Here is a 23,926-nt window from a genome sequence, read left to right as displayed (position 1 = left end):
GGTCGGCCCCCCCCCCCGCGCGTCCCCCCCGCCCCCCCTGGTTGTGCCTTCGGGGGGCTCGCCCCCTCTTCCCCCCTCCAACGTCTCAAAGGGACCCTTCACGACATGAGAGTCCGGGCCTGCAGGCAATAGGCTGTGGGAATGATCTTCCGGTCCATCGCGCTCTTCGCGCTCGCAGCCCTGCTGGAGATCGGTGGCGCCTGGCTGATCTGGCAAGGGGTCCGGGAACACCGCGGGTACCTCTGGATCGGTGTGGGCGTCGTCGCGCTGGGCCTCTACGGTTTCGTCGCGACACTGCAGCCCGACGCGAACTTCGGGCGCATCCTCGCCGCGTACGGCGGGGTGTTCGTCGCGGGCTCGCTCGCCTGGGGGATGGTCGCCGACGGCTACCGCCCGGATCGCTACGACGTCATCGGCGCCTTGATCTGTCTGGCCGGGGTCGGGGTCATCATGTACGCGCCCCGAGGTTGAGCGTTCGCCGGAAACTGTCGGCCGGCGGCGCTACTGTGCGCTGTGACCGAAATGGACTTTCCCGCTCCGCCCGCCGACAGACCCGGGCCGAAGCGAAGATTCTCCCCGCTCCTGCTCGTGATGATCCTCGTGGCGATCGTCGGTGTGGGCGCCGGGGGATACGGGTTCTGGAGCCTGTCGGACTACGGGATGAAATCCGTCGCCAGCCGCGCGATGAGTCCCACGCTCAAACCCGGCACCATCGTGACCTACCGGTGGTCCGACATCGGCGAGATCCCGCGCGGCGCGGTGGTCCTCATGGATCTCAGCGCGTATCCGGACGCGAGCCCCAACGAGGGCCTGGCGATCCAGCGGGTGATCGCCGTCGGGGGTGATCACCTCGTCTGCTGCACGAAGGACGGCCTGATCACCGTCAACGGGAAAGCCGTCAAGGAACCGTACGTCGACTACGAGGGCATCAGCGGGAGGCCCTTCGACGTCGAACTCCCACCGGGCACCGTGTTCCTCGCGGGCGACCAGCGGAACAACTCCCGCGACTCGCAGATCTACGCGGGGTCGCCGGGCAACGGGGCCGTTCCCTTGTCGGCCGTGCGCGGCGTCGTCGTGGGCCTGGGAAGGACCGTCTACGCGGAGCCGTTCCAGCAGACCACGGCGTTCGTCGACGCCGGTCTGCCCGGGGGACCGGTGTCCGACAACGGGTTCCTCGCCGCGCGTTACTCCATGCTCGCCGGCATCGGTCTCGTCGTGATCGGCGTCATCGGCGCGATCGTGACCGTTGTCCGGTCCGCCGGAAAACGACGAAGAGCAGCCGCAATCCCACCAGCGCACTGACCACCAGCAGGTTGTAGCCGAACATCTGGTGCAGCGTGACTCCTGATACGACGTCCGGGCCGGTCGTGCTGCCCAGCAGCAGAACGGCCATCAGCCCGGTCGCCGCGCCGACGAACGCCAGCAGGACCTCGTGCACCAGCCCGGTGACCACGTCGCGATCGCGTTCGTCGGAGAACAGCCGGACGTTGACCGAAAGCCTGCCCTGCTCCAGCGCGTTGCCGATCCGGTCGACGCGGCGGGGCAGGCGGCGCAGCACCGGCAGGAGCGCCATCAGTTCGTTGGTGGCCGTGGAGCGCAGCGATTCCGGCCGCAGCCCGGCGCCGACCTGCTCGGCGGCATAGGCGCGGGATTCGACGACGATGTTGAACCCCGGCGCCAGCGCGGCCAGCGTTCCCTCCAAAGTGGCCAGTGCGCGGAACACCGCGGCGATCGGCGGGGGCACGCTGAGCCGGAAGTCGGCGATCACCCGGAACAGGTCGGTGAACATGTCCAGATCCGGGGCCTGTCCGTGGTTGAAATGCTTGGCCACCAAGGAACCCAGCGCCCGCTCCAGTCGTCGCTCCTCGATGTCGTCCGGCCGGTCGACGATCTCCAGCAGGCCGTCGCGCAACGCGGCCGGGTCGCCGCGGTCGAGGGCGAGGATGAGGTTCTGCAGCCCGGCGCGCAGACCCGAGTCGAGCCGTCCGACCGAGCCGAAGTCGAGCAGGCCCAGCCTGCCGTCGGCGAGCAGCAGGACGTTGCCGGGATGCGGGTCGGCGTGGAAGACGCCGCTGCCCATCACCTGGCCGAGCACGCAGCGCAGCATCGATCGCGCGAGGTTCGCCCGTTCCGCCGCCGGCACCTGCTCTTTCGCGGCGGCGAGCGGTTTGCCGTCGAGGCGCCGCATCACCAGGACGCGTTCGGTGGACAGTGCTTTGTGGACAGTGGGGAGGGCGACCTCGGTGCCGGGGTAGGCGGCGGCGACCGCCTCGATGTTCCTGGCCTCGGTGCGGAAATCGAGCTCCTCGACCAGCGCCTCGGCGAAGCCTTCGGCGAGGTCGACGACGCCGAGCGAGCGGGCCCAGTCCGCGCGCTGGTCCAGCGCGGCCGCGACCCGGCGGACGATGTCGAGGTCCCGGTCGACCAGCGTTTGCACACCGGGCCGTTGCACCTTGACGACGACGTCCTGCCCGTCGCGCAGCTTCGCCCGGTAGACCTGCGCGATCGACGCGGCCGCGATCGGCTCCGGATCGAATTCGGCGAAGATCTCGTCCGGATCGCCACCCAGTTCCTCGCGCAGCACCGTCGCGACCTCGTCCGCGTCGGCGAAGGCGACCTGGTCCTGGAGCTTGCCGAGTTCGTCGACGAACACCGGCGGGAGCAGATCGGCCCGCGTCGAGAGCAGTTGCCCGAGTTTCACGAACGTCACGCCGCCTTCCTCCAGCGCGCGCCTGAGCGAGCGCGCCAGCTTGGCGTGCCGGACCTGGGCGAGGCCGGGTTCGCGGCGGCCGGTGAGATACCGGCCGAGGCCGTGCTTGATCGCGATCCGGGTGATCTGCGAGTACCGCCGCGTCCGGGCCGCGCGGCGGCGCAGCGACCGGATCCGGCCGATCAGCCCGAGCCCCGAACCGGAAGGCAGCACGAACTCCGCGACGAACAGGAAGATCAGCGTCGCCAGGAACGCGCTGCCCGCCACCGGGATGACCAGCCCGGCGAAAGCGCCGCTCGCGTGCATCGGCAGGGGGAACGCGCTGAGGATGCCGCCCGCGACCAGCCAGCCGAAGCCGGCCGCGCACAACGCGCGGATCGCGCCGATCCGCACGCCCAGCACGCGGCGGGCGGCGACCACGAGCGGCCACAGCATCACCGCGTAGACGGGCAAGGTGAGCAGGCCGAGCAGCAGGTTCATGCCGATGAGGACATCACGCGCAGCCGACGCGGGATTCCCGCTCCGGCGGGACGGTACTCACCCTTGAGAGGGAACGGACCCCGAAGTTGTAGGTCGTGGTCGCTTCCTTGGGCGCGAACAGGACGCCGAGGACGGCCATCGCCGCCGCGGCCAGGAAGCCGGCGCGAAGGTCGATCAGGTCGCCGAGAAGGCCGATGAGCGGCGCCCCGGCGGCCTGGCCGAGCGCCAGCATCAGGAAGGCCACGCCGACGCCGAACGCGGGTGCCGCCGGATAAGCCCTGGTGCCCCAGAGGATCAGCACACCGGTCAGTCCGATGTAGACGGCTCCGAACAGCGCGGCCGCGACGACCAGTGCGGGGAGTGACCGGGTGGCGAGGGCGAAGAGTGCCGTGGCGACGGCGAACAGGAGCATCCCCGCCGACCACGCCCGGCGCAGTCCCGCCCGCGAGGTCAGCTCGGCGGTGAACGCCCCGGCCAGGCCGACCGCGCCGAGGACGATCCACACCACCGTCGACTCGGTCTCGCCGAGCCCGCCGACGCTCACGGCGATGTCCCGGCCGAACGTCCAGATCGCCGCGCTGGCCAGGCCGAGTGTCGCGGCGGCGGGCAGGAGGCGTCCGGTCGCGGGCGGGAACAGCGGCGTCGGCAGCCCGCGCGCCCGATCCTCCTTGACCGGCGGCACGACGCGGGCGATCCATAGGGTGACCAGCGCCGATGCCGCGGCGAAGGCCCACCAGGCGAGCCGCCAGTCGCCGATCGCGAGCAGCGAGACCGGGCCCGAGATCAGCACGCCGAGCCCGGTTCCGGCGTTCACCACGGACTGGGCGCGGTCGCGGCGGGTCACCCGGACGGCGCGGGAGACCGCGTCCGCGAGGGAGGGGGAGGCCAGGCCGGTGCTGGCCCCGGCGAGGACGACGCCGAGCGCGAGGACGGCGGTGTCCGGCGCGGCCGCGATCAGCGCGGTCCCCGCGGTGGCGGCCGTCCCGGCGGCGAGCGCGCCCGTCCGCGCGCCCCACCGGGTCGTGACGGCGGTCGCCGCGACGACGGCCAGGCAGTACGCGACGTAACTTCCCGCCGCGATGGCGCCGAGTGTGCTGCCGTCGAGGTCGAACTCCGTCCGGAGGGTCGGCGCGAAGAGCCCGTACGCGTACCTCGCGAGTCCGTAGGTGACCGCGATCAGGGACAACCCGGCCGCGGTGAGCTTCAACTCGCGTTTGTAGGAAGAAACCATCAGCTCGCCTCCATGAGTATACCGAGCGGTATACCTAGGGAGTGTTCCCGCATTTCGCGCTTAGGTCAACCGATCGGTATAGTCGAGGCATGCTGACTCCAGCCGGTGAGCGTGTCCTGAGTGCCGCGACCGAGCTCTTCTACCGGGAGGGCTTGAACGCGGTGGGTGTCGCGGCCGTGGCCGAGGCCGCCGGCGTCACGAAGAAGACGCTGTACGCGTGCTTCGGCTCGAAGACGGAGCTCACGATCGCGTACCTGCGGCGCCGGCACGACGTCTGGTGGGCGTACCTCGAAGAGCGGCTGGCCGCGGCCGGCACGCCCCGGGCACTCGTGGTCTTCGACGCCTACGTCGACCACCCCGGGCTCGGGAGCGACAGGGGCTGCGCGTTCCTCAACGCGGCCGCCGAACTGCCCGCCGGGCATCCCGGGCTCGACGTGATCCGGCGGCACAAGGAGGCGGTCCGGGCGAAGTTCGCCGAACTTCTCCGCGAGGACGCCCCTGGCGCATCGGATCCGGAGCGGCTCGCGGAGCAGCTCTTCCTCCTGCTGGAGGGCGCTGTCGCGCACACCGGGATCGACGGCGACGCGCACCGGGTCACGCTCGCGAGGGAGATCGCGGAGGTACTGATGAGGGATCCGCGCGAAGTCGGCACACGCTAGAAAGAGCGCATGCGACTTTTCGGCCCGCTAGTGGACCGGGCGACCTATCGCCGGTGGGTGTACTTCATCCTCGGTGGCGCCCTCAGCGTGCCGTACGTGCTCTTCGCCGCCATCATGGTGCCGTCGCTGCTGCCGCTCGTCGTGACGATGGGACGCGGGGTCGTCATCGGGATGATCACCGTCGTGCTGGTGATGCTCGCGTCGTCGTTCCTGCCCGCCGTCCGGGTGCTGGAAGGCGCGGCCGTGCGGGAACTGCTGGACGATCCGGTGCCCGGGGTGACCTTCGGGCGTGCGGCGAGCTGGCCCGTCCGGCTGCGGTCGAGCGCGATGTTCCTGCTGCACGTGGGCACCGGTTGCGTCATCAGCCTGGTGAGCCTGTTCGTCCCGGTCGCCTTCGGATTCGCCGTCGCGGCTCCGTTCACCGGCCGGATCGCGCTGTCCGCGGAGGACCCGATCCTGGTGCCGAAAGGCTGGGCGAGCGCCTGGATCCCGGCGGCGCTCCTGCTCGGCCTCGTCGCGCTGGCGTACGTCGTCTGGATCGCCGGGGCGGTGCTGACGCGCTGCGCCAAGAGCCTGCTGGGGATCTCGGCCGCCGAACGGATCGCCCAGCTGGAGAAGCGCACCGAACAACTCGCCGAACGCAACCGGCTCGCGCGGGAACTGCACGATTCGGTCGGGCACGCGCTGAGCGTCGTGACCATCCAGGCCGGGGCCGCGCGCCGGACCCTGCGCTCGGATCCGGAGTTCACCGAACAGGCTCTCGGCGCGATCGAGGACTCGGCCCGGGCCGCGCTGGACGACCTCGACCATGTGCTCGGGCTGCTGCGCGAGGAAGCGTCGTCGCGGGCGCCGCAATCGGGACTGACCGAGCTGCCCGCACTGGTCGAGGCCACGCGGCTGGCGGGGGCCGAGGTGAGCGCGGAGGTGCGGGGCGAACCGGCTTCGGTGCCGCCGGTCGTCTCCCGCGAGGCGTACCGGATCCTGCAGGAATGCCTCACGAACGCGTTGCGGCACGCCGGTAAGGTTCCGGTGACGGTGTTCGTCGACGCCGAAGCGGAGCTGCTGCGGTTGCGGGTGGCCAACCCGCTCGGTGCCGCGGAACCGTCACGGGACGGGGGCGGCCGGGGGCTGCGGGGAATGACGGAACGGGTGGAAGTGCTCGGGGGCACGATCACCGCGGGCCGCGCGGACGGATGCTGGAAGGTCGAGGTGGCGGTGCCATGGGGGAAACGGCGATGAGCGTCCGGGTGTTGCTGGTCGACGACGAACAGCTCATCCGGGCGGGGCTGCGGGCGATCATCGCCTCCGAACCCGATCTGGAGGTCGCCGGCGAGGCGGCCGACGGCGCCGAGGTGCCGGGCCTGGTCTCGCGGTTCCGGCCCGACGTCGTGCTGATGGACGTCCGGATGCCCTCGGTCGACGGGATCCGCGCGACCACGCATCTGATGTCCACTATGGACAATCCACCGAAGGTGATCGTGGTGACCACCTTCGAGAACGACGACTACGTCTACGACGCCCTGCTCGCCGGCGCGAGCGGTTTCCTGCTGAAGCGGGCGCGGCCCGAGGAGATCGTCGCGGCGATCCGGACGGTGGCTGCGGGAGAGTCCCTGCTGTTCCCCGCCGCGATCCGGCGGCTGGCCGCGCAGCAGGCGCACCGGGGTCCGCGGGACGGTCTCGCCGGCGCCGGGCTCACCGAACGCGAACGCGAGGTGCTGCGGCTGATGGCCGCCGGACTGTCCAATGTGGAGATCGCTGGCGAGCTCTACCTCGGTGTGCAGACGGTGAAGACGCATGTCGGGAACGTCCTCGCGAAACTCGGCGCGAGGGACCGCACCCAAGCGGTGATCAAGGCGTACGACACCGGATTCGTCACGCCGGCGGGCTGAACGCGGTAGGGTCCCCCGGTGGACACGAACGTCAACCGCCGTCGCGTGCTGGGGCTGGGAACGGTCGCCGCCGCGGGCGCGGTACTCGGGACAACGCAGATCGCCCAAGCCGCCGAGTCCGAATCGGACACGCCCGCCGCCGACGCAGCGGCCGCCGCGCGCCGGATTTCCCAGGTCTACGCCCGGGAAACCGCGAAAGCGGGCGGCGCCTGGTCGTCGTACGTCAGCGTCGCGGACGCCGCCGGGAACCTGGTCCCCGCCGTCTCCGAGCGGGCCGACGAGGTGGTCGAAGCCTACAGTGTGAACAAGATCGCGGTGGCCACCGCGGTCCTCGACAAGATCGACCGCGGACTGCTCACTTTGGACCAGCGCGTCGACGTCACGGCCGACATCGTCATCAAGGACACCGATGGCATCTTCGGTCTCGACGGCGCGTATCCGAGTTCGATCACCCTCGGGCACGCGATGGCCGCGCTGCTGACGCTGTCCGACAACACCGCCGTCCGCCTGTGCGGGCTGGTCGTCCCCGCCGCCGAGGTCAACGAGATCCTGCGTGGCAAGGGATTCGTGCACACCCAGGTCGTCCCGGTGGCGAACCCGAACCGCTTCTTCCTCGGCAAGACGACCCCGGCCGAAACGCATACGCTGCTGCGGAAGCTGGTCGAGGGAACGCTGCTTTCGGCGAAGTCCACCGAGTACCTGCTGACCATCCTGCGGTCGCTGAGCGCGTTCACCGACGGCGTGCGCCTCGGCCTGACCTCGGCCGAGCGGCTGCGGGTCGCCACGAAGGCGGGCTGGTTCAACGACGGCCGCAACGAGGCGGGCGTGATGTTCAGCGCGGACGGCAAGCCGGTCCTGACCTACTCGCTGTTCGCCTCCGGCGAGTTCGCGGGCGACCCGGCGGTCACCAAGGACGACTACGCCGCGACGCATCCGGCGCTGAGGGCGCGGACGAAGCTCGGGAAGACGATGTTCCGGTCGGTCGAGAAGCTCACGGCCACCACCGCGCGCACCTACGCGGCCGCGCCGTACCGGGCCTCGAACGGCGGCTGAGGTGTCGTGGCCGGCGCCTCGTCCCTCGGCGCTCATGTCGCGAAAGCCACTTTCGGGACATCAGACGTCGCGAAAGTGGCTTTCGCGACGCGCCTCGTCCCTCGACAGTCCACCGCGTCAGGTGATGCGGGAAGGGCTCAGACCTACTCCAGGGCGGCGAGGATCAGCGCGGCCATCGCCGCGGGATCCCCGTTTTCCGGTCGCAGCACCAGATCCGGGTTCTCCGGCCGCTCGTAAGGCGCGTCCACCCCGGTGAACCCGCTGATCTCGCCCGCCCTCGCCTTCGCGTACATCCCCTTGGGGTCGCGGTCTTCGCAGACTTCGAGCGGGGTGTCGACGAAGATCTCGAGGAACGGCAGCCCGGCCGTCTCGTGCGCGGCGCGGGCGAGTTCGCGGTCGGCCTGGTACGGGCTGATCAGCGAGACCACCGACACCACACCGGCGTCGGCGAACAGCTTCGCGACCTCTGCGACGCGCCGGACGTTCTCGGCGCGATCGAAGGGGCTGAACCCGAGGTTCCCGTTCAGCCCGTGCCGGAGATTGTCGCCGTCCAGCAGATACGCGGGCCGCCCGGACGCGACCAGCCGCCGCTCCAGTTCCACGGCCACGCTCGACTTCCCGGACGCGGAAAGCCCGGTGAGCCAGACGGTGAGCCCGCGCGTCGGGCGTTCCGCCCTGGTGACCGCGGCGGTGTGCCAGACGACGTTCGACGCCGTCACGCTCGGGCCGGTGATCATGCCGGCCGCGACCGTCGCGCCGGAATGCTCGTCGACGAGGAGGAAACCGCCGGTGGACCGGTTGCGGCGGTAGGAATCGAACAGCAGCGGCTGCCGTGCGTGCAGCCGGATCCGGCCGATCTCGTTGAGGGACAACGCTTTCGCGGTCTCGTCGCGATGCAGGGTGGTGACGTCGAGCCGGTAGTCCAGGTCGCGGATCTCGGCCTTGGTCTTTCTGGTGGTGTGCCGGACGACGTAGGTGTTCCCGGGTTTCAGGGCTCCTTGTTCGGAGAACCAGCAGACCATCGCGTCGACGTCCCGGCCGGTGTGCGGCCGGTTGCCGGGGCGGCAGATCAGATCGCCGCGCCCGAGGTCGAGGTCGTCGTCGAGTTCGATCGTCACGGCCCGCGAGGCGAAGGCTTCGGTGATCGGAGTGCCGCCCGGCCCCCAGATCGCGCGCACCTTCGTGGTGAAGCCCGACGGCAGCACGGTGACCTCGTCACCGGGTTTGAACACCCCGCCCGCGACGGTGCCCGCGTAGCCGCGGAAGTCGCGGCTGTGCTCCCGGATCACGTACTGCACGGGGAATCGCGCGTCGATGAGGTTGCGATCCGAGGCCACGTGGACCTGTTCGAGGTGATGCAGCAGGGAAGTGCCCTCGTACCAAGGCATACTCGCGCCCCGGTGCACGACGTTGTCGCCGTGCAGCGCCGACATCGGCACGAAGGTCAGATCGTGCACCTGGAGTTTCATGGCGAAGCGGCGGAAGTCCTCGCGGATCTCCTCGAAACGCTCCTGCGACCAGCCGACCAGGTCCATCTTGTTGACGCACAACACCAGATGCGGGATGCCCAGCAGGCTCGCCAGGAACGCGTGCCGCCGCGACTGTTCGAGCACGCCTTTGCGGGCGTCGATCAGGATCAGCGCGAGGTCCGCGGTGGACGCCCCGGTGACCATGTTCCGGGTGTACTGCACGTGTCCCGGGGTGTCGGCGATGATGAACTTGCGCCGCGGCGTCGCGAAGTACCGATGGGCGACGTCGATCGTGATGCCCTGTTCGCGTTCGGCGCGCAGGCCGTCGGTCAGCAGGGCGAGGTTCGGGTACGCCTCGCCGCGGTCGCGGCTGGTGCGCTCGATGGCTTCGAGCTGATCGGTGAAGACCGTCTTGGAATCGAACAGCAGGCGGCCGATCAGCGTCGACTTCCCGTCGTCGACGCTGCCCGCGGTCGCGAGCCGGACCAGCTGTGAAGCGCCCATCAGAAGTAGCCTTCCTTCTTCCGGTCTTCCATGCCCGCCTCGGAGATCCGGTCGTCGGCGCGGGTGGCGCCGCGTTCGGTGAGCCTGCTGACCGCCACCTCGGCGACCACTTCAGCGGGTGACGTCGCCGTCGACTCGACGCAGCCGGTGCAGGTCGCGTCGCCGACGGTGCGGAAGCGAACCGTTGCCTCGTAAGGACTTTCGTCTTCGTTCAGGGTGAGGAAGCGGGTGTGCGCGAGCAGCATCCCGTCCCGTTGGACGACCGGGCGCCGATGCGAGTAGTAGATCGACGGCAGGTCGACGTTCTCGGCCTCGATGTACTGCCAGATGTCGAGTTCGGTCCAGTTCGACAGCGGGAAGACGCGGATGTGCTCGCCTTGGCGATGCCTGCCGTTGTAGAGATCCCAGAGTTCCGGTCGCTGGTTGCGCGGATCCCATTGGCCGAACTCGTCGCGGAAGCTGAACACGCGCTCCTTGGCGCGGGCCTTCTCCTCGTCGCGCCGGGCCCCGCCGAAAACGGCGTCGAAGGAATGCTCGCGGATCCCGCGCAGCAGGGCGGTGGTCTGGAGACGGTTGCGGCCGGCCTTCGGGTCTTCGACGACCCGGCCCGCGTCGATGTCGTCCTGGACGCTGGTGACGACGAGCCGGAGCCCGTAGGTCCCGGCCGTGCGGTCCCGGAACTCGATGACCTCGTCGAAGTTGTGCCCGGTGTCGACGTGCATCACCGGGAACGGTGGCGGTGACGGCCAGAACGCCTTGGCCGCCACGTGGAGCATCACCATCGAGTCCTTGCCGCCGGAGAACAGCAGCACCGGCCGCTCGAAGGTCGCCGCGACCTCGCGGAAGATGTGCACGGCTTCGGCTTCGAGTGCTTCGAGATGGGTGAGCTCGTAGGTCGGCGACGCCATCGTGACCTCCGTGGTTCGAGGTCAGAAAAGTAGAACAAGTTCTTGTGCTTGGTCAAGAGGTGGGGGAGGCTGTCGGCATGGACCTGGTCGCGCTCGAAGAGATCCGCCGCCTCAAAGCCCGCTACCTCCGCTGTCTCGACCTCAAGCTGTGGGACGAGATGGGCGGGACCCTGACGGCCGACGCGCACGCCCGCTTCGGCACGCCGTCCTACGGTGAACCGCTGAACTTCGAGGGGCGTGAGGCGATCATCGGGTTCTTCCGGAACGCCGTCGGACCCGGCGTCACCACGGTGCACTTCGCCGGGCAGCCGGAGATCGACGTCGACGGCGACACCGCGGCGGGCACGTGGCTGATGCGGGACAAGGTGATCGTGCCCGAGCACCGGGTGATGATCGAGGGCGCGGCGTACTACGAGGACACCTATCGGCGGGTGGACGGCGCGTGGCTCACCGCGTCGACCCAGTACGACCGGCTGTACGAAACGATGATGTCGATGGACGACGTACCGAGCCTGAAGCTCACCGCGAACCGCTGGTCCTCCTGACCTGAACTGGTTCGCTGAGCGGCAAAGAGGGTTAGAGCGGACCGGTGTGTGGTTACCCACTGGGCTTGGGTTCGTCTCGGTCTGCGCGGTGGGGTGCGTGACGGGGGAGGATTTCGGACGTTGAACGTCCCGATTCCTGCATCGTCGGCTCCCGGCGCTTGCCGCATCGCCACTTTCGGACCGGTAGCTGCCGGCCCGCACCCGGCCAGGGCCGATGTGCGTTGTCAGCGGTGACACGCTCGGATCACCCGGCCATCTGGCTTGGCGGAGGATCCCGGCTCGGCCAATACCGGTCCGCTGGAACGCTCTTGCCACTCACGACCCCGCCCAAGAACGTTCATATGGACATCGATCGGATGCCAAATCGCTGCTAAGCAGGCAGGCTCGATCAGGTCATATCGACCTACCTTCCGATAACCGTGCTAGCCCTCCGCGGTTCGGCACTTTGGGCGGCGGCCGCCGGATTCGGCGGTGACGGCGTCGGCGGTGGCGACCAGCGCCGCGCCCCGCCGCGCGATCTCGGCGCCGGTGATCGGCTCGCCGACCGACAGCGTGAGCACCAGTTCCTGCCTGCCCGAAGCGTCGAACGCCGGCGCGGCGAGCAGGCTCACCGCGTGCTTGTGGCGCGGCTCCAGGTCGGCGCCGAGGTAGACGCGCTCGCCGAGACTCGACACGAGTTCGCCCACCAGGCCCCGCACTTCCGGCGGCAGTTCCTCCGCGCCGACTCCGGCCATCAGCGCGTAGAGCCGTCGCCCGGCGGAGGTCAGGCTCTCCACCAGGTAGCCGTGCTCGCGGCATTCGGCGACGACGCGGCGCAGATGCGTTTCGTCCAGCCGCACCGGCACGGCCGGGGGTTTGGCGAGCCACGCGTCGAACGCCGCGTCGGAGTCCCACAGCACGTACATCAGACCGACCGGCGGCGCGAACGGATAGGTCTCGCCGAGTTTGACCCGGCCGGGACCGGCGCTCTGCAGCATCAGGATCCGGTCGCCGACGACGGCCGACGCCGTGCACGTGGCGTCGTATCGCTTGCTCAGGTCCTCCAGATGCCGTCGTGCGACCTCGCTCGCGCCGAAACCCTCGCCCGCGACGCGGCCCGCGGCGATCATCGCCGGCCCGAGCCGGTAGGTGACCGGGCTCGGGTCCCGGACCAGGTAGCCGCCCGCGGCCAGCTCGGTGACGATGCCGAGACAGGTCGGTTTGGCCAGGTCCAGTTCGCGTGCGAGTTCCGACAGGCCGAAGCGCCTGCCCGGGTGCGCGGCGAAGAAGTCGAGCAGCCGCACGACCCGCTCGGTGGGCGGGGAACGCCGAGTCATTGACCCATCCTTAGAACGCGTTCTAGTCTGATGTCGCGAAGAACGTACCAAGTCGGTACGTATTTGTACCAGCATGAGGAGTCGCCGGTGCTCACTCAACCGTTCGCGGACGCGATCGTCGAAGCCGAGAAGGTCATCGCGGAGGCGCCGCACATCCGGACCGAACAGGATCTGGTCGAGGGGTACGACTACCTCGCCGGCAGCGTCCGCGCGTCCCTGCAGATGGCGTGGGCCTACGAACGGGACTACCCGTTCTTCACCCAGTCCACCGGGCCGTACACGAAGATGGGCCTGGACAACCCGGACACGCTGTACTTCAACGCGAACATCAGCGAGGACCGCGAGTACGTCGTCACCGGGACGCGGGGGAGCACGGCCGACGTCAGTTTCCAGGTCCTCAACGGCGACTACTCGCCCGTCGAGGTGCCGGACAGTCTCGCCGCGTTCGACGACCGTCGGATCGAGATCGCCGAGGACGGCACGTTCGAACTCCGCTTCGGACCGGCCAAACCGGACCCCGGCCCCAACTATTTCGTCCTCGGCCCGGGGTCGTCGATGCTCGTCGTGCGCGAGGTCTACAGCGACTGGGCCACCGAACGCCGCGGCACGATCCAGATCCAGTGCGCCGACACCGCAGGCGGCTCACCCGCGCCGCTCACCCGCGACGGGCTGGCCAAACGCTACGGCGTCTCCGGCAAGATCCTGCTGAGCAGGCTGCGCACCTTCCTCGCCTTCCCGAAGTGGTTCTACCTGAATCTGCCGGTGAACACGATGACCGAACCGCGCCCGACGCCGGGCGGCCTGACCACGCAGTACTCCTCGGCCGGGCACTACGAACTCGGCGACGAGGAGGTCATGATCGTCACCGTGCCGCGGTCGGACGCGCCCTATCAGGGCATCCAGCTCGGCAGCGTCTGGTACCTCTCGCTGGACTACATCAACCATCAGACGAGCCTCACCGCCGACCAGGCGCGCGTCGACCCGGACGGCAAGATCCGGTTCGTGATCAGCGAACGCGACCCCGGCCTGGCCAACTGGCTCGAACGCACCGGGCACGATCGCGGCTACGTCCAGATCCGCTGGCAGCGGCTGTCCCGTGCGCTGGACGCCGCCGACGGCCCCGAGGTCGAGGTGGTGAAGTTCGGCGAACTCGCCGACAGGCTGCCGTTCCACGGCGAGTCCCGCGTGACCCCGGAGGAATGGGCGGCCCGGATCGCGGCTCGCCAGACCGCTGTCGCGGGAAGGATGCTGGGATGACGGATCTCGTGCGGGACAAGGTGGTCGTGGTCTCCGGTGTCGGTCCGGGACTCGGCCGGTCCATCGCCGTGCGGAGTGCCGCAGCGGGTGCGGACGTCGTCCTCGCCGCCCGCACCGAATCGCGGCTCGCCGAGGTCGCCAAGGAGGTCGACGCGCTCGGCCGCCGCGCGGTCACCGTGCCCACCGACATCACCGACGACGCCTCCGCCGCGAACCTCGCCGACGCCGCGCTGAAGGCGTTCGGTCGCGTGGACGCCCTGGTGAACAACGCTTTCGCGATCCCGCCGATCATGGATCTCGCCGACGTCGACCTCGACGGCGTGCGGGCGGGCTTCGAGACCAACGTCCTCGCGGCGCTCCGGCTCACGCGGTTGTTCACGCCTTCGCTCGAAGAGAGCGGAGGCTCGGTGGTGATGATCAATTCGGCCGTGCTCCGGCATTCCCGGCGGACGTTCGGCGCGTACAAGATGGCGAAGGCGAGCCTGCTCGCGCTCGCCCAGAGCCTCGCGTCCGAACTCGGGCCGCGCGGGATCCGGGTCAACTCCGTGGCGCCCGGCTACATCTGGGCCGACTCGCTGAAGTGGTATTTCGCTTACCTGGCCAAGGAACGCGGCGTGCCGCCGGAGCAGGTGTACGCCGAGACGGCGGAGACGATCGACCTGCGCCGGCTTCCCGAACCGGACGAGATCGCCGACACGGTCGTGTTCCTGACCTCGTCGCTCGCCCGGTGCGTGACCGGTCAGTGCCTTGACGTCAACGCTGGCGAATACCACCACTAAAGGGGAGAACATGTTGCCAGGGCGGGAAAACGTCGGCACCATGGAGGATCTGCACGCGTCGGCGGCGAAACTCACCGGGCTGGACTACTTCGGTGGGGACGACCACCTCGAAGGACTGCGGGTCCTGCTGGACTCGTACGCCGGCGAGGCGGGTTTGACACCGTACGGCAACAAGATCCAGCGCGCGTTCCTGCGCGGCGCCCTCGTGGCGAGGTCGTTGAGCGAGGCGTCCTGGAAACAGAACCCGCGGTACGCCGAGGTGCCCATCGAACGGCCCATCTTCGTCACCGGCCTGCCGCGCACCGGGACCACGGCGCTGCACCGGCTGCTCACCGAGGATCCGGCGCACCAAGGGCTGGAGGTGTGGCTGACCGAGGTGCCGCAACCGCGGCCGCCGTGCGAGACCTGGGCGGACAACCCGGTCTTCCAAGGGATCCAGGCGGGTTACGAGAAGCACCACGTCGAGCATCCCGAGTTCATGGGTCTGCACCACATGTCAGCGGGCCAGGTCGAGGAATGCTGGCAGCTCCTGCGGCAGTCCCTGAAATCGGTGTCCTACGAATGCCTCGCGCACGTGCCGTCGTACTCGCGCTGGCTGGACGGGCAGAGCTGGACCGACGCCTATCGCAGGCACCGGCGGAATCTCCAGCTGATCGGCCTGCCCGACGCGAAACGCCGCTGGGTGCTCAAGAACCCGAGTCATATCTTCGCGCTCGACGCGGTGCTGGAGGTGTACCCGGACGCGCTGATCGTCCAGACCCACCGCGCGCCGAGCACGATCATCGCGTCGGTGTGCAGCCTGAACGAGCGGGCTTCGGAAGGCTGGTCCGACGTCTTCCGCGGTGACGTGATCGGGCGGAGCCAGCTGGATCTGTGGGCGCGAGGCGCGGAAAGGTCACTGGAGGCGAGGAAGCGGCACGATCCGGCGCAGTTCTGCGACGTCCGGTACGAGGATTTCGTCGCGGACCCGATCGCGACCGTCGAGGGTGTCTACCGGCATTTCGGGCTGTCGCTGAGCGATGAAGCCCGGGACGCGATGACCGCCGTCCACGCCGAAAGCCGTTCCGGGGAAAGGAAACCCGTGCACCGGTACGACCTCGCCGACTTCGGGCTCACCGCGGGCGAGGTCGACGAACGCTTCTCCGCCTACCGCGCCGCCCACTCCCTCTGAAACGCGTCAGAAGCCGACGGCGGCGCGCTGGGCGGGCAGGCCTCGCGTCGTGATGCCGCGCAGCACCTCGACCCGGTCCGAGCCCGGGCGGCCGAGCACCCAGCTCGACCCGGGAACCTCCTTGGCCTGCTTCTTCAGCGGCGCCAGGAGCCGGGAAGCGTCCTTGTAGGACCGGATCGCGCCGTTCCCGCACACCAGGGTCGCCAGCGAAACCGTCACCGGCAGCCCGTCGGCCGACCACGGCGTGTCCAGGAGCGCGGCGGCGACCGTGCCGATCTCGTCGACGTCGCAGGCGATCAGGAAGTCGTCCCCGCCGACGTGACTGACCCGCATCCGGCGCAGCCGGGCCTCCAGCTCGGTGAGCGTCCGGCCGAGCGTGCGGATCAGGTCGTCACCCGCGGCGAAACCGGCGGTGTCGTTGACCGTCTTGAACGAGTCGACGTCCAGCCAGGCCGCGACGAACGGCTCCCGCGCGTTGATCCGGCGGTCGACGTCCCTGGCGACGGCGTCGCTGCCGGGCAGGCGGGTCAGCGGGCTCAGCGAGACGGCCTCCTCGACCTTCGCCTCGGCGACACCGCGGAGGACCTCGTTCACCAGCACCACGCCCACGCACCGGCCGCGGTCGTCGACCACCACGACGTCGTCGCCGGTGCGGCTCCAGTCCGCGTCGGTGACCAGTTCGAGGAATTCGAGCGCGCTCGCGTCGGTGTGGATCGTGTGCGGCCGGTCGGCGAGCCGTGACGCTGGCCGCTTGGCGTGCAGGGCGTGGCCGTACAACCCGGTGACCGCGACCAGGAACCGCGTCCGGTCGATCGACCACTGTGGACGGTGCCGCTCGTCGATGCCGACGATGCCGCTCGGCCCGTCGGAGGCGGCCAGCACCTCGCGCACGTCGTCACAGGTCGCGTCTTCGGGCAGGGTGGTCGCGGGGCGCAGGAAATCGCCGACCCGGCGGGCTCGCGCGGTGCCGGGGATGAACGGGCCGGGCGCGTCCGGCGCGGGCAGCGGCGAGTGGTCGCCGTCCGGCGGGGCGAGCAGGTTGCCCTGCGCGATCCGCACCCCGAGCCTGCGCGCGGACTCCAGCTGTTCGGTGGTCTCGAGCCCGGTCGCGACCAGCCGGTTGTCGGTGCGCGACGCGAAATGCAGCACCGCCTCGACGACCGCGACGGCGGCCGGGTCGTGCGGCAGGCCGCGCAGCACACTGCGGTCCAGTTTCACCAGGTCGATCGGCGCGGAGGCGAGCAGCGTGAGCGGCAGGTCACCGCGGCCGAGACCGTCGAGCGCGAGCCGGAACCCGAACTCGGTGAGCCGGCGCATGCCGGTGAGCAGCAGATCGGCGGGGATCTGCGTGAACGGCGGCCCGATCTCCAGGACGACGTCCCTGGTCCGGCGGCCCGCCAGGCCGAGCGCCTCGGCCAGCGGTTCGAACCGGGACGGCGGCGCCGCCACGGTCCGCGCGGACAGGTTCAAGTGCAGCGGGAGCGCGGCCTGCGCCTCGCTCTGCTGTCGTACGGCCTCGGCGGCCAGGCCGACATCGACCTCGGCCAGCTTCCCGCTGCGCCGGGCGTCGGCGAGCAGTTCGCGGGCGGTGCCGCGGCCTGGCCGGGCCAGGGCTTCGAACGCGACGACGCCGCCGGTGTGCAGGCTGTACAACGGCTGGTAAGCGAAGCGGACCGCGATCTGCAACGTCACAACCGCATGGTCGTTGGTGCTGCCACGAAACGAAACACGTGTCAACTGATGTTCATCGTGCAGGCACCTGGGTTACCTAGAACGGCGTAACGCACGCCACCCGATCAGGTGTTTTCTTACTTTCCACGGCGCCATCCGGAAAAGCGCCGACATGGCTTCGGTGGCACCCGGAACATCTTCACGACCCGAAGTGAACGCCCGCTGCCGAGGGATCGGCAGTGTGAAGAAGAGGTCGAAGAACACCGGCACCAGCTCGGGCGGCATCCCGCACAGCGCCCTCAGGCCGTGCCGCCGCAACCCGTGCACCGTCCGGGCCGAGGACGGCCACAGCGCCCCGTGAGCGGCCGACGCGGCCGCGGCCGGCCCTCGATCCCAGGCCTGGACGACGGCGCCGGCGACAGGCTCCGCGAGCCGCACCGACGTCGCGACGCTGTACCCGGTCGCCGGATGCACCAGACCGGCGGCGGCTCCGAACGGCACCGTCCGGCCGCGCCGGGGGACCGGCACGTCGAGCACGATCCGCACGCGTTCCTCGCGGCCGCGTGCCGTCAGCCCGGCGGCCTTCAGCCGGGCGCGCAGCCGTGCCGCCAGAATCTCCGGCGGCAGGCCCGGCTTGCGGGCCAGTGAGGTCTCCTCGACCAGGACGGTGCCGTCGCCGAGCGGCAGCACGTACAGGAACCCGGATTCGGTGTCCCGCCAGTCCATGAACACGGCGGTGTCCGGATTATCCACCAGACGGAGCGCGTCTTCGGCCGGAAGGACGGCACCGAAGGCCGTCTGCTCGTACCGGTCGCCGCGCGGCCGAACGCCGGAGGCGTCGAAGTACAGGCCCGCCGCGAGGACCCGCCCGTCTTCGAGGCGTACCGACGAGCCCTGTCCGCCGTGGTCCACGCCGGACACCGTCCCGGCGACGACGTCGTAACCGCCGTCCAGCCACGCGCGCAGACCGGCGTTGTCCACCACGAGGTACTGCCGATCGAGCACGTGCGGCACGGTCCCGAACGCGAGGGTCGACGAAGGCGCGCAGGCGACGGCGCTTCCGGGCAGCGACGGCAGTTCGTCGGCCCACAGCCCGTAGGTCGCCCGCCAGCGCCTGCCGGGCGCCGGATCGATCAGGACGGTCGCCAGGCCGCGCCGGGCGCAGGCACGCGCGAGCGCCCGCCCGGCCGGGCCGCCGCCCGCGATCACCACGTCCGCCACCTGGGCAGTGTCTCAAAGCGCCCCGACGGATACGGTGTGACGCATGGAACAGACGGATCCAAGGGCGTGGCGGCGCGATCCGGAGAGCGAGAGCGCCGGGTTCACCGACCTCGCCACGAGCCCGTTCCGCATCGACCGGGACCGGATCGCCGCGTCGCCGTTCTTCGCCCGGCTCGGCGGGGTGACCCAGGTGGTCAGCGCCGGCGGCTCCGGTCTGCTGCACAACCGGCTCACCCACAGCCTCAAGGTCGCGCAGGTCGCGCGCGCCATCGCCGAACGGATCAACTCGACCAGCGACTCCGCCGAACTCGCCGCGAAACTGGGCGGCTGCGACCCGGACGTCGCCGAGGCGGCGTCGCTCGCGCACGATCTCGGACACCCGCCGTTCGGGCATCTGGGGGAGCAGACCCTCGACCGGATCGCCCGGCACCGGTTCGGCCTCGCCGACGGGTTCGAAGGCAACGCGCAGTCGTTCCGGATCATCACCACGACCGACGTGCGCGGGCCGTCCGCGTCCGGACTCGACCTCACCACGGCGGTGCGGGCCGCGGTGCTGAAGTACCCGTGGGCGCGCCTGCACGTGCCCGATCCGCATCCGACGTCGATGGACGTCCAGCCGCGCGGCGCCGCCGAACCGGCCGACGCGCCCGGCACCGGCGCGAGCAAGTTCTCCGCCTACAGCACCGAACTCGACGACTTCGCCCAGGCGCGGGCGCCGTTCGACGGCCGGATCGAACCCTGGCAGCAGACCGTCGAAGCGTCCGTGATGGACACCGCCGACGACATCGCCTACGCCATCCACGACCTTCAGGACTTCCATCGGATCGGCGTCCTGCAGCACGCGCCGGTCGCGGCCGAATTCACCGGCTGGGTCGAGGGCGCGGTGGAACTGGCCGGGCTGGACGACGCGACCCTAACCGCCGAACGGCGGCTGCCTGGCCGTTCGCTGGAACGGCTGCGCCGCCGGATGCACGCCAAGGACAGCTGGATCGTCGACGACGACGCGTTCACCAGCGCGGTCGCCCGTGTCCGCGCCGAACTCGTCGACGGTCTGCTCGCGACCGGATTCGACGGTTCGATCGAAGCCGAGCAGGCGACCGCCGCCTTCTCCGCGAAATGGACCGCACGGCTCGTCGACGGCGTCCAGGTGGTGCCGTCGCCCTCGACCCGAACGGGGCATCTGACGCTGCGTCCCGCGCAGTGGCACGAGGTGCAGGTGCTGAAGTTCGTGCACCGGCGGTTCGTGTTGCTGCGCCCGGAATTGGCGCTGCACCAGCGCGGACAGGCGAGCCTGGTGACCACGCTCGTCGACGCGCTCGACGCGTGGCTGCTCGACCGCGACGAGTTCTACCGGCTCCCCAGGCGGCTGCACGATCTGGTGGAACTGGCGCAGGCGGAGTTCACCGGACTCGCGCGGACATCGCCGGAACTGCTCATCGGCGCGACCGGGGAACCGGTCACCGGCGCCGACGCCGTGCGCGGTCTGGCGCGGGGGCGGGCGGTCGTCGACTTCGTGGCGTCACTGACTGACAAGCAGGCAGTGACCCTTTTGGACGGCCTGTCAGGCCGCGCTTCGCAGCCGTGGTCGGACTCGTTCGTCCTTTGAGGCCGGTCGGTCACCACATCGTGACCATGCGATTACGCTGAACAGCCTACGACCTGCGGCCAGAACCGGAAATTTCCCATCCGATGTCACTCGAACGGCTCCTGCCGCCGACGCACGCCCGGTACTTAGCTTGATCCAGCCGGTGATCGCCGGCGTCGGTCTGCGTGAGTCGGGGCACGCGCCTAGGAATCGGAGGCGCACGTGCGTCCAACCCGTTCTAGCAAAAGAAGAAGATCGATTCTGACCGCGGGCACCGCCGCGCTCGTCACCGCGCTCGGTTTGGTCGGCCCGCCCGTCGCGGCCGCGGACACCGCGCAGTCCCCGGACGCGTTCTCGGAGAACACCATCCGGCAGATCGAGGCCCTGCAGTCGATCAAGAAGAGCCAGACCGCCAGCGAGTCCAAAGTGGACAGCAGGCTGCTCGTCGAACAGAAACTCCGCGCTCAGCGCATGTCGGCCTCCGCGGTTCCCGCACTGGGGTCTGGGGCGAACGTCTCCGCGGCCGGCACCGTACTCGTGGACATCCGCGGCCAGGTCTCGGAAGAACTCCTGAAAAGCCTGCGTGAATCCGGTGCGGGCATTCGCGCGGTCTCCGAACATTACGGCAGCGTCCGCGCCGAAGTGCCGCTGAACGCGGTCCCGGCGATCGCGGGCCGCTCCGACGTCAAACGGGTCGAGACCGCCAACGAGGCGTTCACCGCCCGGCAACTGGCCGAGCCCGCCTCCGCCGGCAAGGCGAAGGGGGAGAGCAAGGAAGAGAAGGCCGCCCGGATCGCGGACGAGCTGAAGAAGGCCGTCGAAGCCAAGGGACAGGTCGGCGTCGCCGCCGGGCCGGTCACCAGCGAAGGCGACCGGGCGCACAACGCCGACACCGCGCGCCAGCAGTTCGGCGTCACCGGGGTGGGCACCAAGATCTGCGCGCTGTCCGACGGCGTCGACTCGCTCGCGACCTCGCAGGCGCGCGGCGAACTCCCGCCGGGCGTCGCCGTGATCCCCGGTCAGGAGGGCAGCGGCGACGAGGGCACCGCGATGCTCGAGATCATCCACGATCTCGCGCCGAACGCGTCGCTCGGTTTCGCCAGCGCGTTCAACTCCGACGCCAGCTTCGCCGACAACATCCGCAAGCTGCGCTTCGACGCGCACTGCGACGTCATCGTGGACGACGTCCTGTACTTCAAGGAATCGCCGTTCCAGGACTGGATCATCGCCCAGGCCGTGAACGACGTGACCGCCAACGGCGCGCTGTACTTCTCCTCGGCCGGTAACGAGGGCAACGTCGCCAACGGCACCTCGGGCCACTGGGAAGGCGACTTCGTCGACTCCGGCAAGGGTGTCGGCAAGTTCGCGGGCGCCGCGCACAACTTCGCCGGAGCCGCGGGCAACCAGATCTTCCAGCCGATCTCGAGCGCGTCCTCGGCGGGCGTGCCGGTCACGTTGTTCTGGTCGGACCCGCTGGGCCGCGCGAACAACGACTACGACCTGTACCTGCTGAACGCGGCGGGCAACGTCGTCGACCTGAGCCAGGACGTCCAGACCGGGACCCAGGACCCCTACGAGCGGGTGGACACGCCCGCCGCCGGTGGTGCGGGACTGCGGCTGGCCATCGTCAAGTTCTCCGGTGAGGGCCGCTACCTGTCGCTGTCCGCGCTGCGCGGCCGGTTCTCCGACTCGGCGGACGGTCTCAAGGCCTACACCAAACCCGGCGTGACCGTGGGCCACTCGGCCGCGCGGGACGCGTTCAGCGTCGCGGCGGCCCCGGCGGCCAAGGCGTTCCCGCGTGCCCTCGAACCGGGCGACCCGGCCAACCCGGCGGGCCCGTTCCCGGCCGCCTTCGGCGCGACCACGAAGGTCGAACGGTTCACTTCGGACGGTCCGCGGCGCATGTTCTACCAGGCCGACGGCACCCCGATCACTCCGGGCAACGTGTCCGGCACCGGTGGTGAGGTCCGCGCCAAGCCGGACATCACCGCGGCCGACGGCGTCTCCACCAGCGTCACCGGCTTCACCACGTTCTACGGCACGTCGGCCGCCGCGCCGCACGCCGCCGCGATCGCGGGCCTGGTGCTCTCGGGCAACCCGGGGCTGCCCCCGGCCGAGGTGCGCGCGGCGCTGATCGACACCGCCGTCGACATCCTGACCCCGGGCCGCGACGACGCCAGCGGCGCGGGCGTCATCCTGGCCGACAAGGTGCTCGCCTACACCGGCGCCAGCCCGCAGCCGCTCGCGACCGCGGGGCAGCCGACGGTCACCCCGGCCGACGGCGGTTCCGCGCTCGACCCGGGCGACACCGCCAAGGTGACCCTGCCGGTGACCAACCGCGGCGACGGCACCGCGTCGTCGACCAGCGTCGTGCTCACCAGCCCGACCCCCGGTGTCACGGTGGCGCCGCGGTCGAAGTCGTACGGCACGATCAGCCCCGGGCAGACCGGCGTGAACGACTTCACCATCACCGTTCCCACCACTCAGGAACTCGGTGTGCCGGTGGTGCTGAACGCCCGCGTGACCTTCGCGGGTTCGTTCTCGCCGACCACGTCGACGTTCTCGCTGCCGGTCGGCACCCCGTCGCCGGTGACGCGGAACTTCGCCTACGCCGGCGACCCGGTCGCGATCCCGGACAGCGACCCGACCGGCGTGACCGTGCCGATCACGGTCAGCGGTGTCGGGCGCGCGTCGAAGCTGACGTTCTCGGTGGACGGGGCGACCTGCAGCACCGACGAGAAGTCGACGACCGTGGGCATCAACCACTCGTACGTGGGTGACCTGATCGGCACGCTGACCTCGCCCGCGGGTACCAAGGCGACCGTGTTCCAGCGCAACGGCGGCTCGGGCAACAACCTGTGCCAGGTCGTCCTCGCCGACAACGCGGCGGCCCCGTTCAGTTCCGTGACCGCGGGGAACGCCCCGTTCACCGGGACCTACCGGCCGGCGCAGGCGCTCGGCGGCCTGACCGTCGGCACGGCGGCGGACGGCACCTGGAAGTTCACCGCGGTGGACGCCGCCGGTGGCGACACCGGGTCGATCCGCGCGATCTCCTTGCACATCAACGGTTTCGTTCAGCCCGGAGTGGCTGAGCGGCCCGCGAGTGTCGGGAAGTCGGTCGGGACCGGGCCGGTGAAGCCGGTCTAGTCGTTCTGTTTGTCCGTGAAGGCCTCCTTCCCTGCTTTGAGGGTGGGGAAGGAGGCCTTCACGGACTTCGTGATCGGGGAAGGTGGCCGGTGCCGCATCGGTCGGGGTGGTCGTGAGTGGCGATTCGGGTTCTGTTGACAAGTAAGGCAACCGTGGCGTGTTCTGCTGCTCTCCTGCATACCGGCCTGGGGTGTCGCGAGGACCGCAAGACCCGACGTGAAGGGGGGCTTTCCGCGCCGAAGGCCAGTCCGTGAAGGACTCCTTGAGGGACCCAGAGTCCCTCAAGGAGTCCTTCACGGACTTGACACCCTGACGACCACCCCGATCGGCT

Annotated in this window: 19 protein-coding genes; 12 read left to right on the top strand and 7 right to left on the bottom strand. The window is 70.1% G+C overall.

All coding sequences use genetic code 11. From position 1 onward, the window contains the following. Positions 1 to 141 precede the first annotated feature (141 nt). Both AB0N89_RS37910 and lepB read left to right on the top strand, forming a co-directional pair. Entirely contained in the window at positions 142 to 471 is a 330-nt protein-coding gene (locus tag AB0N89_RS37910) for a YnfA family protein (RefSeq protein WP_364215490.1), read from the top strand. 51 nt (positions 472 to 522) lie between these two features. Next, positions 523 to 1,302: a signal peptidase I gene (gene lepB, locus AB0N89_RS37905; RefSeq protein WP_364215498.1), complete on the top strand. Its 780-nt coding sequence runs from the start codon at positions 523 to 525 to the stop codon at positions 1,300 to 1,302. Here lepB and AB0N89_RS37900 read toward each other — a convergent pair. Then, on the bottom strand, positions 1,226 to 3,190 hold the full coding sequence (locus tag AB0N89_RS37900; RefSeq protein WP_364215487.1) for an AarF/UbiB family protein: 1,965 nt from the start codon (positions 3,188 to 3,190) through the stop codon (positions 1,226 to 1,228). The genes lepB and AB0N89_RS37900 overlap by 77 nt on opposite strands. Positions 3,191 to 3,203: 13 nt before the next feature. After that, positions 3,204 to 4,421: an MFS transporter gene (locus tag AB0N89_RS37895; protein ID WP_364215484.1), complete on the bottom strand. Its 1,218-nt coding sequence runs from the start codon at positions 4,419 to 4,421 to the stop codon at positions 3,204 to 3,206. A gap of 89 nt (positions 4,422 to 4,510) precedes the next feature. On the opposite strand from AB0N89_RS37895, the gene AB0N89_RS37890 reads away from it, so the two are divergent. Genes AB0N89_RS37890 through AB0N89_RS37875 form a run of 4 tightly spaced genes read left to right on the top strand, consistent with a single transcriptional unit; the run spans position 4,511 to position 8,022 of the window. Then, complete coding sequence (locus AB0N89_RS37890; protein ID WP_364215481.1) at positions 4,511 to 5,080, top strand: TetR/AcrR family transcriptional regulator; 570 nt, start codon at positions 4,511 to 4,513, stop codon at positions 5,078 to 5,080. Between the two features lie 9 nt (positions 5,081 to 5,089). Next, the gene (locus tag AB0N89_RS37885) at positions 5,090 to 6,319 is read left to right on the top strand and encodes a histidine kinase (protein ID WP_364215478.1); all 1,230 of its coding nucleotides are present in this window, start codon (positions 5,090 to 5,092) and stop codon (positions 6,317 to 6,319) included. Then, complete coding sequence (locus AB0N89_RS37880) at positions 6,316 to 6,969, top strand: response regulator transcription factor (RefSeq protein WP_364215495.1); 654 nt, start codon at positions 6,316 to 6,318, stop codon at positions 6,967 to 6,969. The genes AB0N89_RS37885 and AB0N89_RS37880 overlap by 4 nt, the downstream gene beginning before the upstream one ends. A gap of 18 nt (positions 6,970 to 6,987) precedes the next feature. After that, entirely contained in the window at positions 6,988 to 8,022 is a 1,035-nt protein-coding gene (locus AB0N89_RS37875; protein WP_364215475.1) for a serine hydrolase, read from the top strand. 143 nt (positions 8,023 to 8,165) lie between these two features. Here AB0N89_RS37875 and cysC read toward each other — a convergent pair whose 3' ends face one another. After that, entirely contained in the window at positions 8,166 to 9,995 is a 1,830-nt protein-coding gene (cysC, locus tag AB0N89_RS37870; protein WP_364215472.1) for an adenylyl-sulfate kinase, read from the bottom strand. Next, positions 9,995 to 10,903, bottom strand: coding sequence for a sulfate adenylyltransferase subunit CysD (gene cysD, locus AB0N89_RS37865; RefSeq protein WP_364215469.1), 909 nt, complete (start codon positions 10,901 to 10,903; stop codon positions 9,995 to 9,997). Before cysD ends, cysC begins: the two co-directional genes overlap by 1 nt. Before the next feature lie 77 nt (positions 10,904 to 10,980). Between cysD and AB0N89_RS37860 the strand changes: the two genes are divergently transcribed. Continuing rightward, complete coding sequence (locus AB0N89_RS37860; protein ID WP_364215466.1) at positions 10,981 to 11,448, top strand: nuclear transport factor 2 family protein; 468 nt, start codon at positions 10,981 to 10,983, stop codon at positions 11,446 to 11,448. 422 nt (positions 11,449 to 11,870) lie between these two features. On the opposite strand, the gene AB0N89_RS37855 is transcribed toward AB0N89_RS37860, so the two are convergent. Beyond that, positions 11,871 to 12,764: a helix-turn-helix domain-containing protein gene (locus AB0N89_RS37855; protein ID WP_364215464.1), complete on the bottom strand. Its 894-nt coding sequence runs from the start codon at positions 12,762 to 12,764 to the stop codon at positions 11,871 to 11,873. 87 nt (positions 12,765 to 12,851) lie between these two features. Here AB0N89_RS37855 and AB0N89_RS37850 point away from each other — a divergent pair, with 87 nt between their 5' ends. Genes AB0N89_RS37850 through AB0N89_RS37840 form a run of 3 tightly spaced genes read left to right on the top strand, consistent with a single transcriptional unit; the run spans position 12,852 to position 15,971 of the window. Next, complete coding sequence (locus tag AB0N89_RS37850; RefSeq protein WP_364215461.1) at positions 12,852 to 14,021, top strand: hypothetical protein; 1,170 nt, start codon at positions 12,852 to 12,854, stop codon at positions 14,019 to 14,021. Next, entirely contained in the window at positions 14,018 to 14,800 is a 783-nt protein-coding gene (locus tag AB0N89_RS37845; RefSeq protein WP_364215458.1) for an SDR family oxidoreductase, read from the top strand. The genes AB0N89_RS37850 and AB0N89_RS37845 overlap by 4 nt, the downstream gene beginning before the upstream one ends. A gap of 10 nt (positions 14,801 to 14,810) precedes the next feature. Next, positions 14,811 to 15,971 carry a sulfotransferase gene (locus AB0N89_RS37840; protein ID WP_364215455.1) on the top strand — a complete coding sequence of 387 codons (1,161 nt, stop codon included), beginning with the start codon at positions 14,811 to 14,813 and terminating at the stop codon, positions 15,969 to 15,971. 6 nt (positions 15,972 to 15,977) lie between these two features. Here the strand turns inward: AB0N89_RS37840 and AB0N89_RS37835 are convergent, their stop codons facing one another. Then, positions 15,978 to 17,663 (bottom strand): GGDEF domain-containing protein, encoded by a 1,686-nt coding sequence (locus AB0N89_RS37835; protein WP_364215452.1) that lies wholly within the window; start codon positions 17,661 to 17,663, stop codon positions 15,978 to 15,980. Positions 17,664 to 17,735: 72 nt separating this feature from the next. Beyond that, positions 17,736 to 18,863 carry a lycopene cyclase family protein gene (locus AB0N89_RS37830; RefSeq protein WP_364215449.1) on the bottom strand — a complete coding sequence of 376 codons (1,128 nt, stop codon included), beginning with the start codon at positions 18,861 to 18,863 and terminating at the stop codon, positions 17,736 to 17,738. A gap of 43 nt (positions 18,864 to 18,906) precedes the next feature. Here AB0N89_RS37830 and dgt point away from each other — a divergent pair, with 43 nt between their 5' ends. Then, entirely contained in the window at positions 18,907 to 20,469 is a 1,563-nt protein-coding gene (gene dgt / locus AB0N89_RS37825) for a dGTP triphosphohydrolase (protein WP_364215446.1), read from the top strand. Between the two features lie 237 nt (positions 20,470 to 20,706). Then, positions 20,707 to 23,595, top strand: a complete 2,889-nt coding sequence (locus AB0N89_RS37820; protein ID WP_364215493.1) for a S8 family serine peptidase — start codon at positions 20,707 to 20,709, stop codon at positions 23,593 to 23,595. Positions 23,596 to 23,926 lie beyond the last annotated feature (331 nt).

The organism is Amycolatopsis sp. NPDC089917, assembly GCF_040684635.1.
Lineage (GTDB): Bacteria > Actinomycetota > Actinomycetes > Mycobacteriales > Pseudonocardiaceae > Amycolatopsis.
The sequence above is the reverse complement of the archived record's forward strand: the minus strand, read 5'-3'. Positions and strand labels throughout refer to the sequence as shown.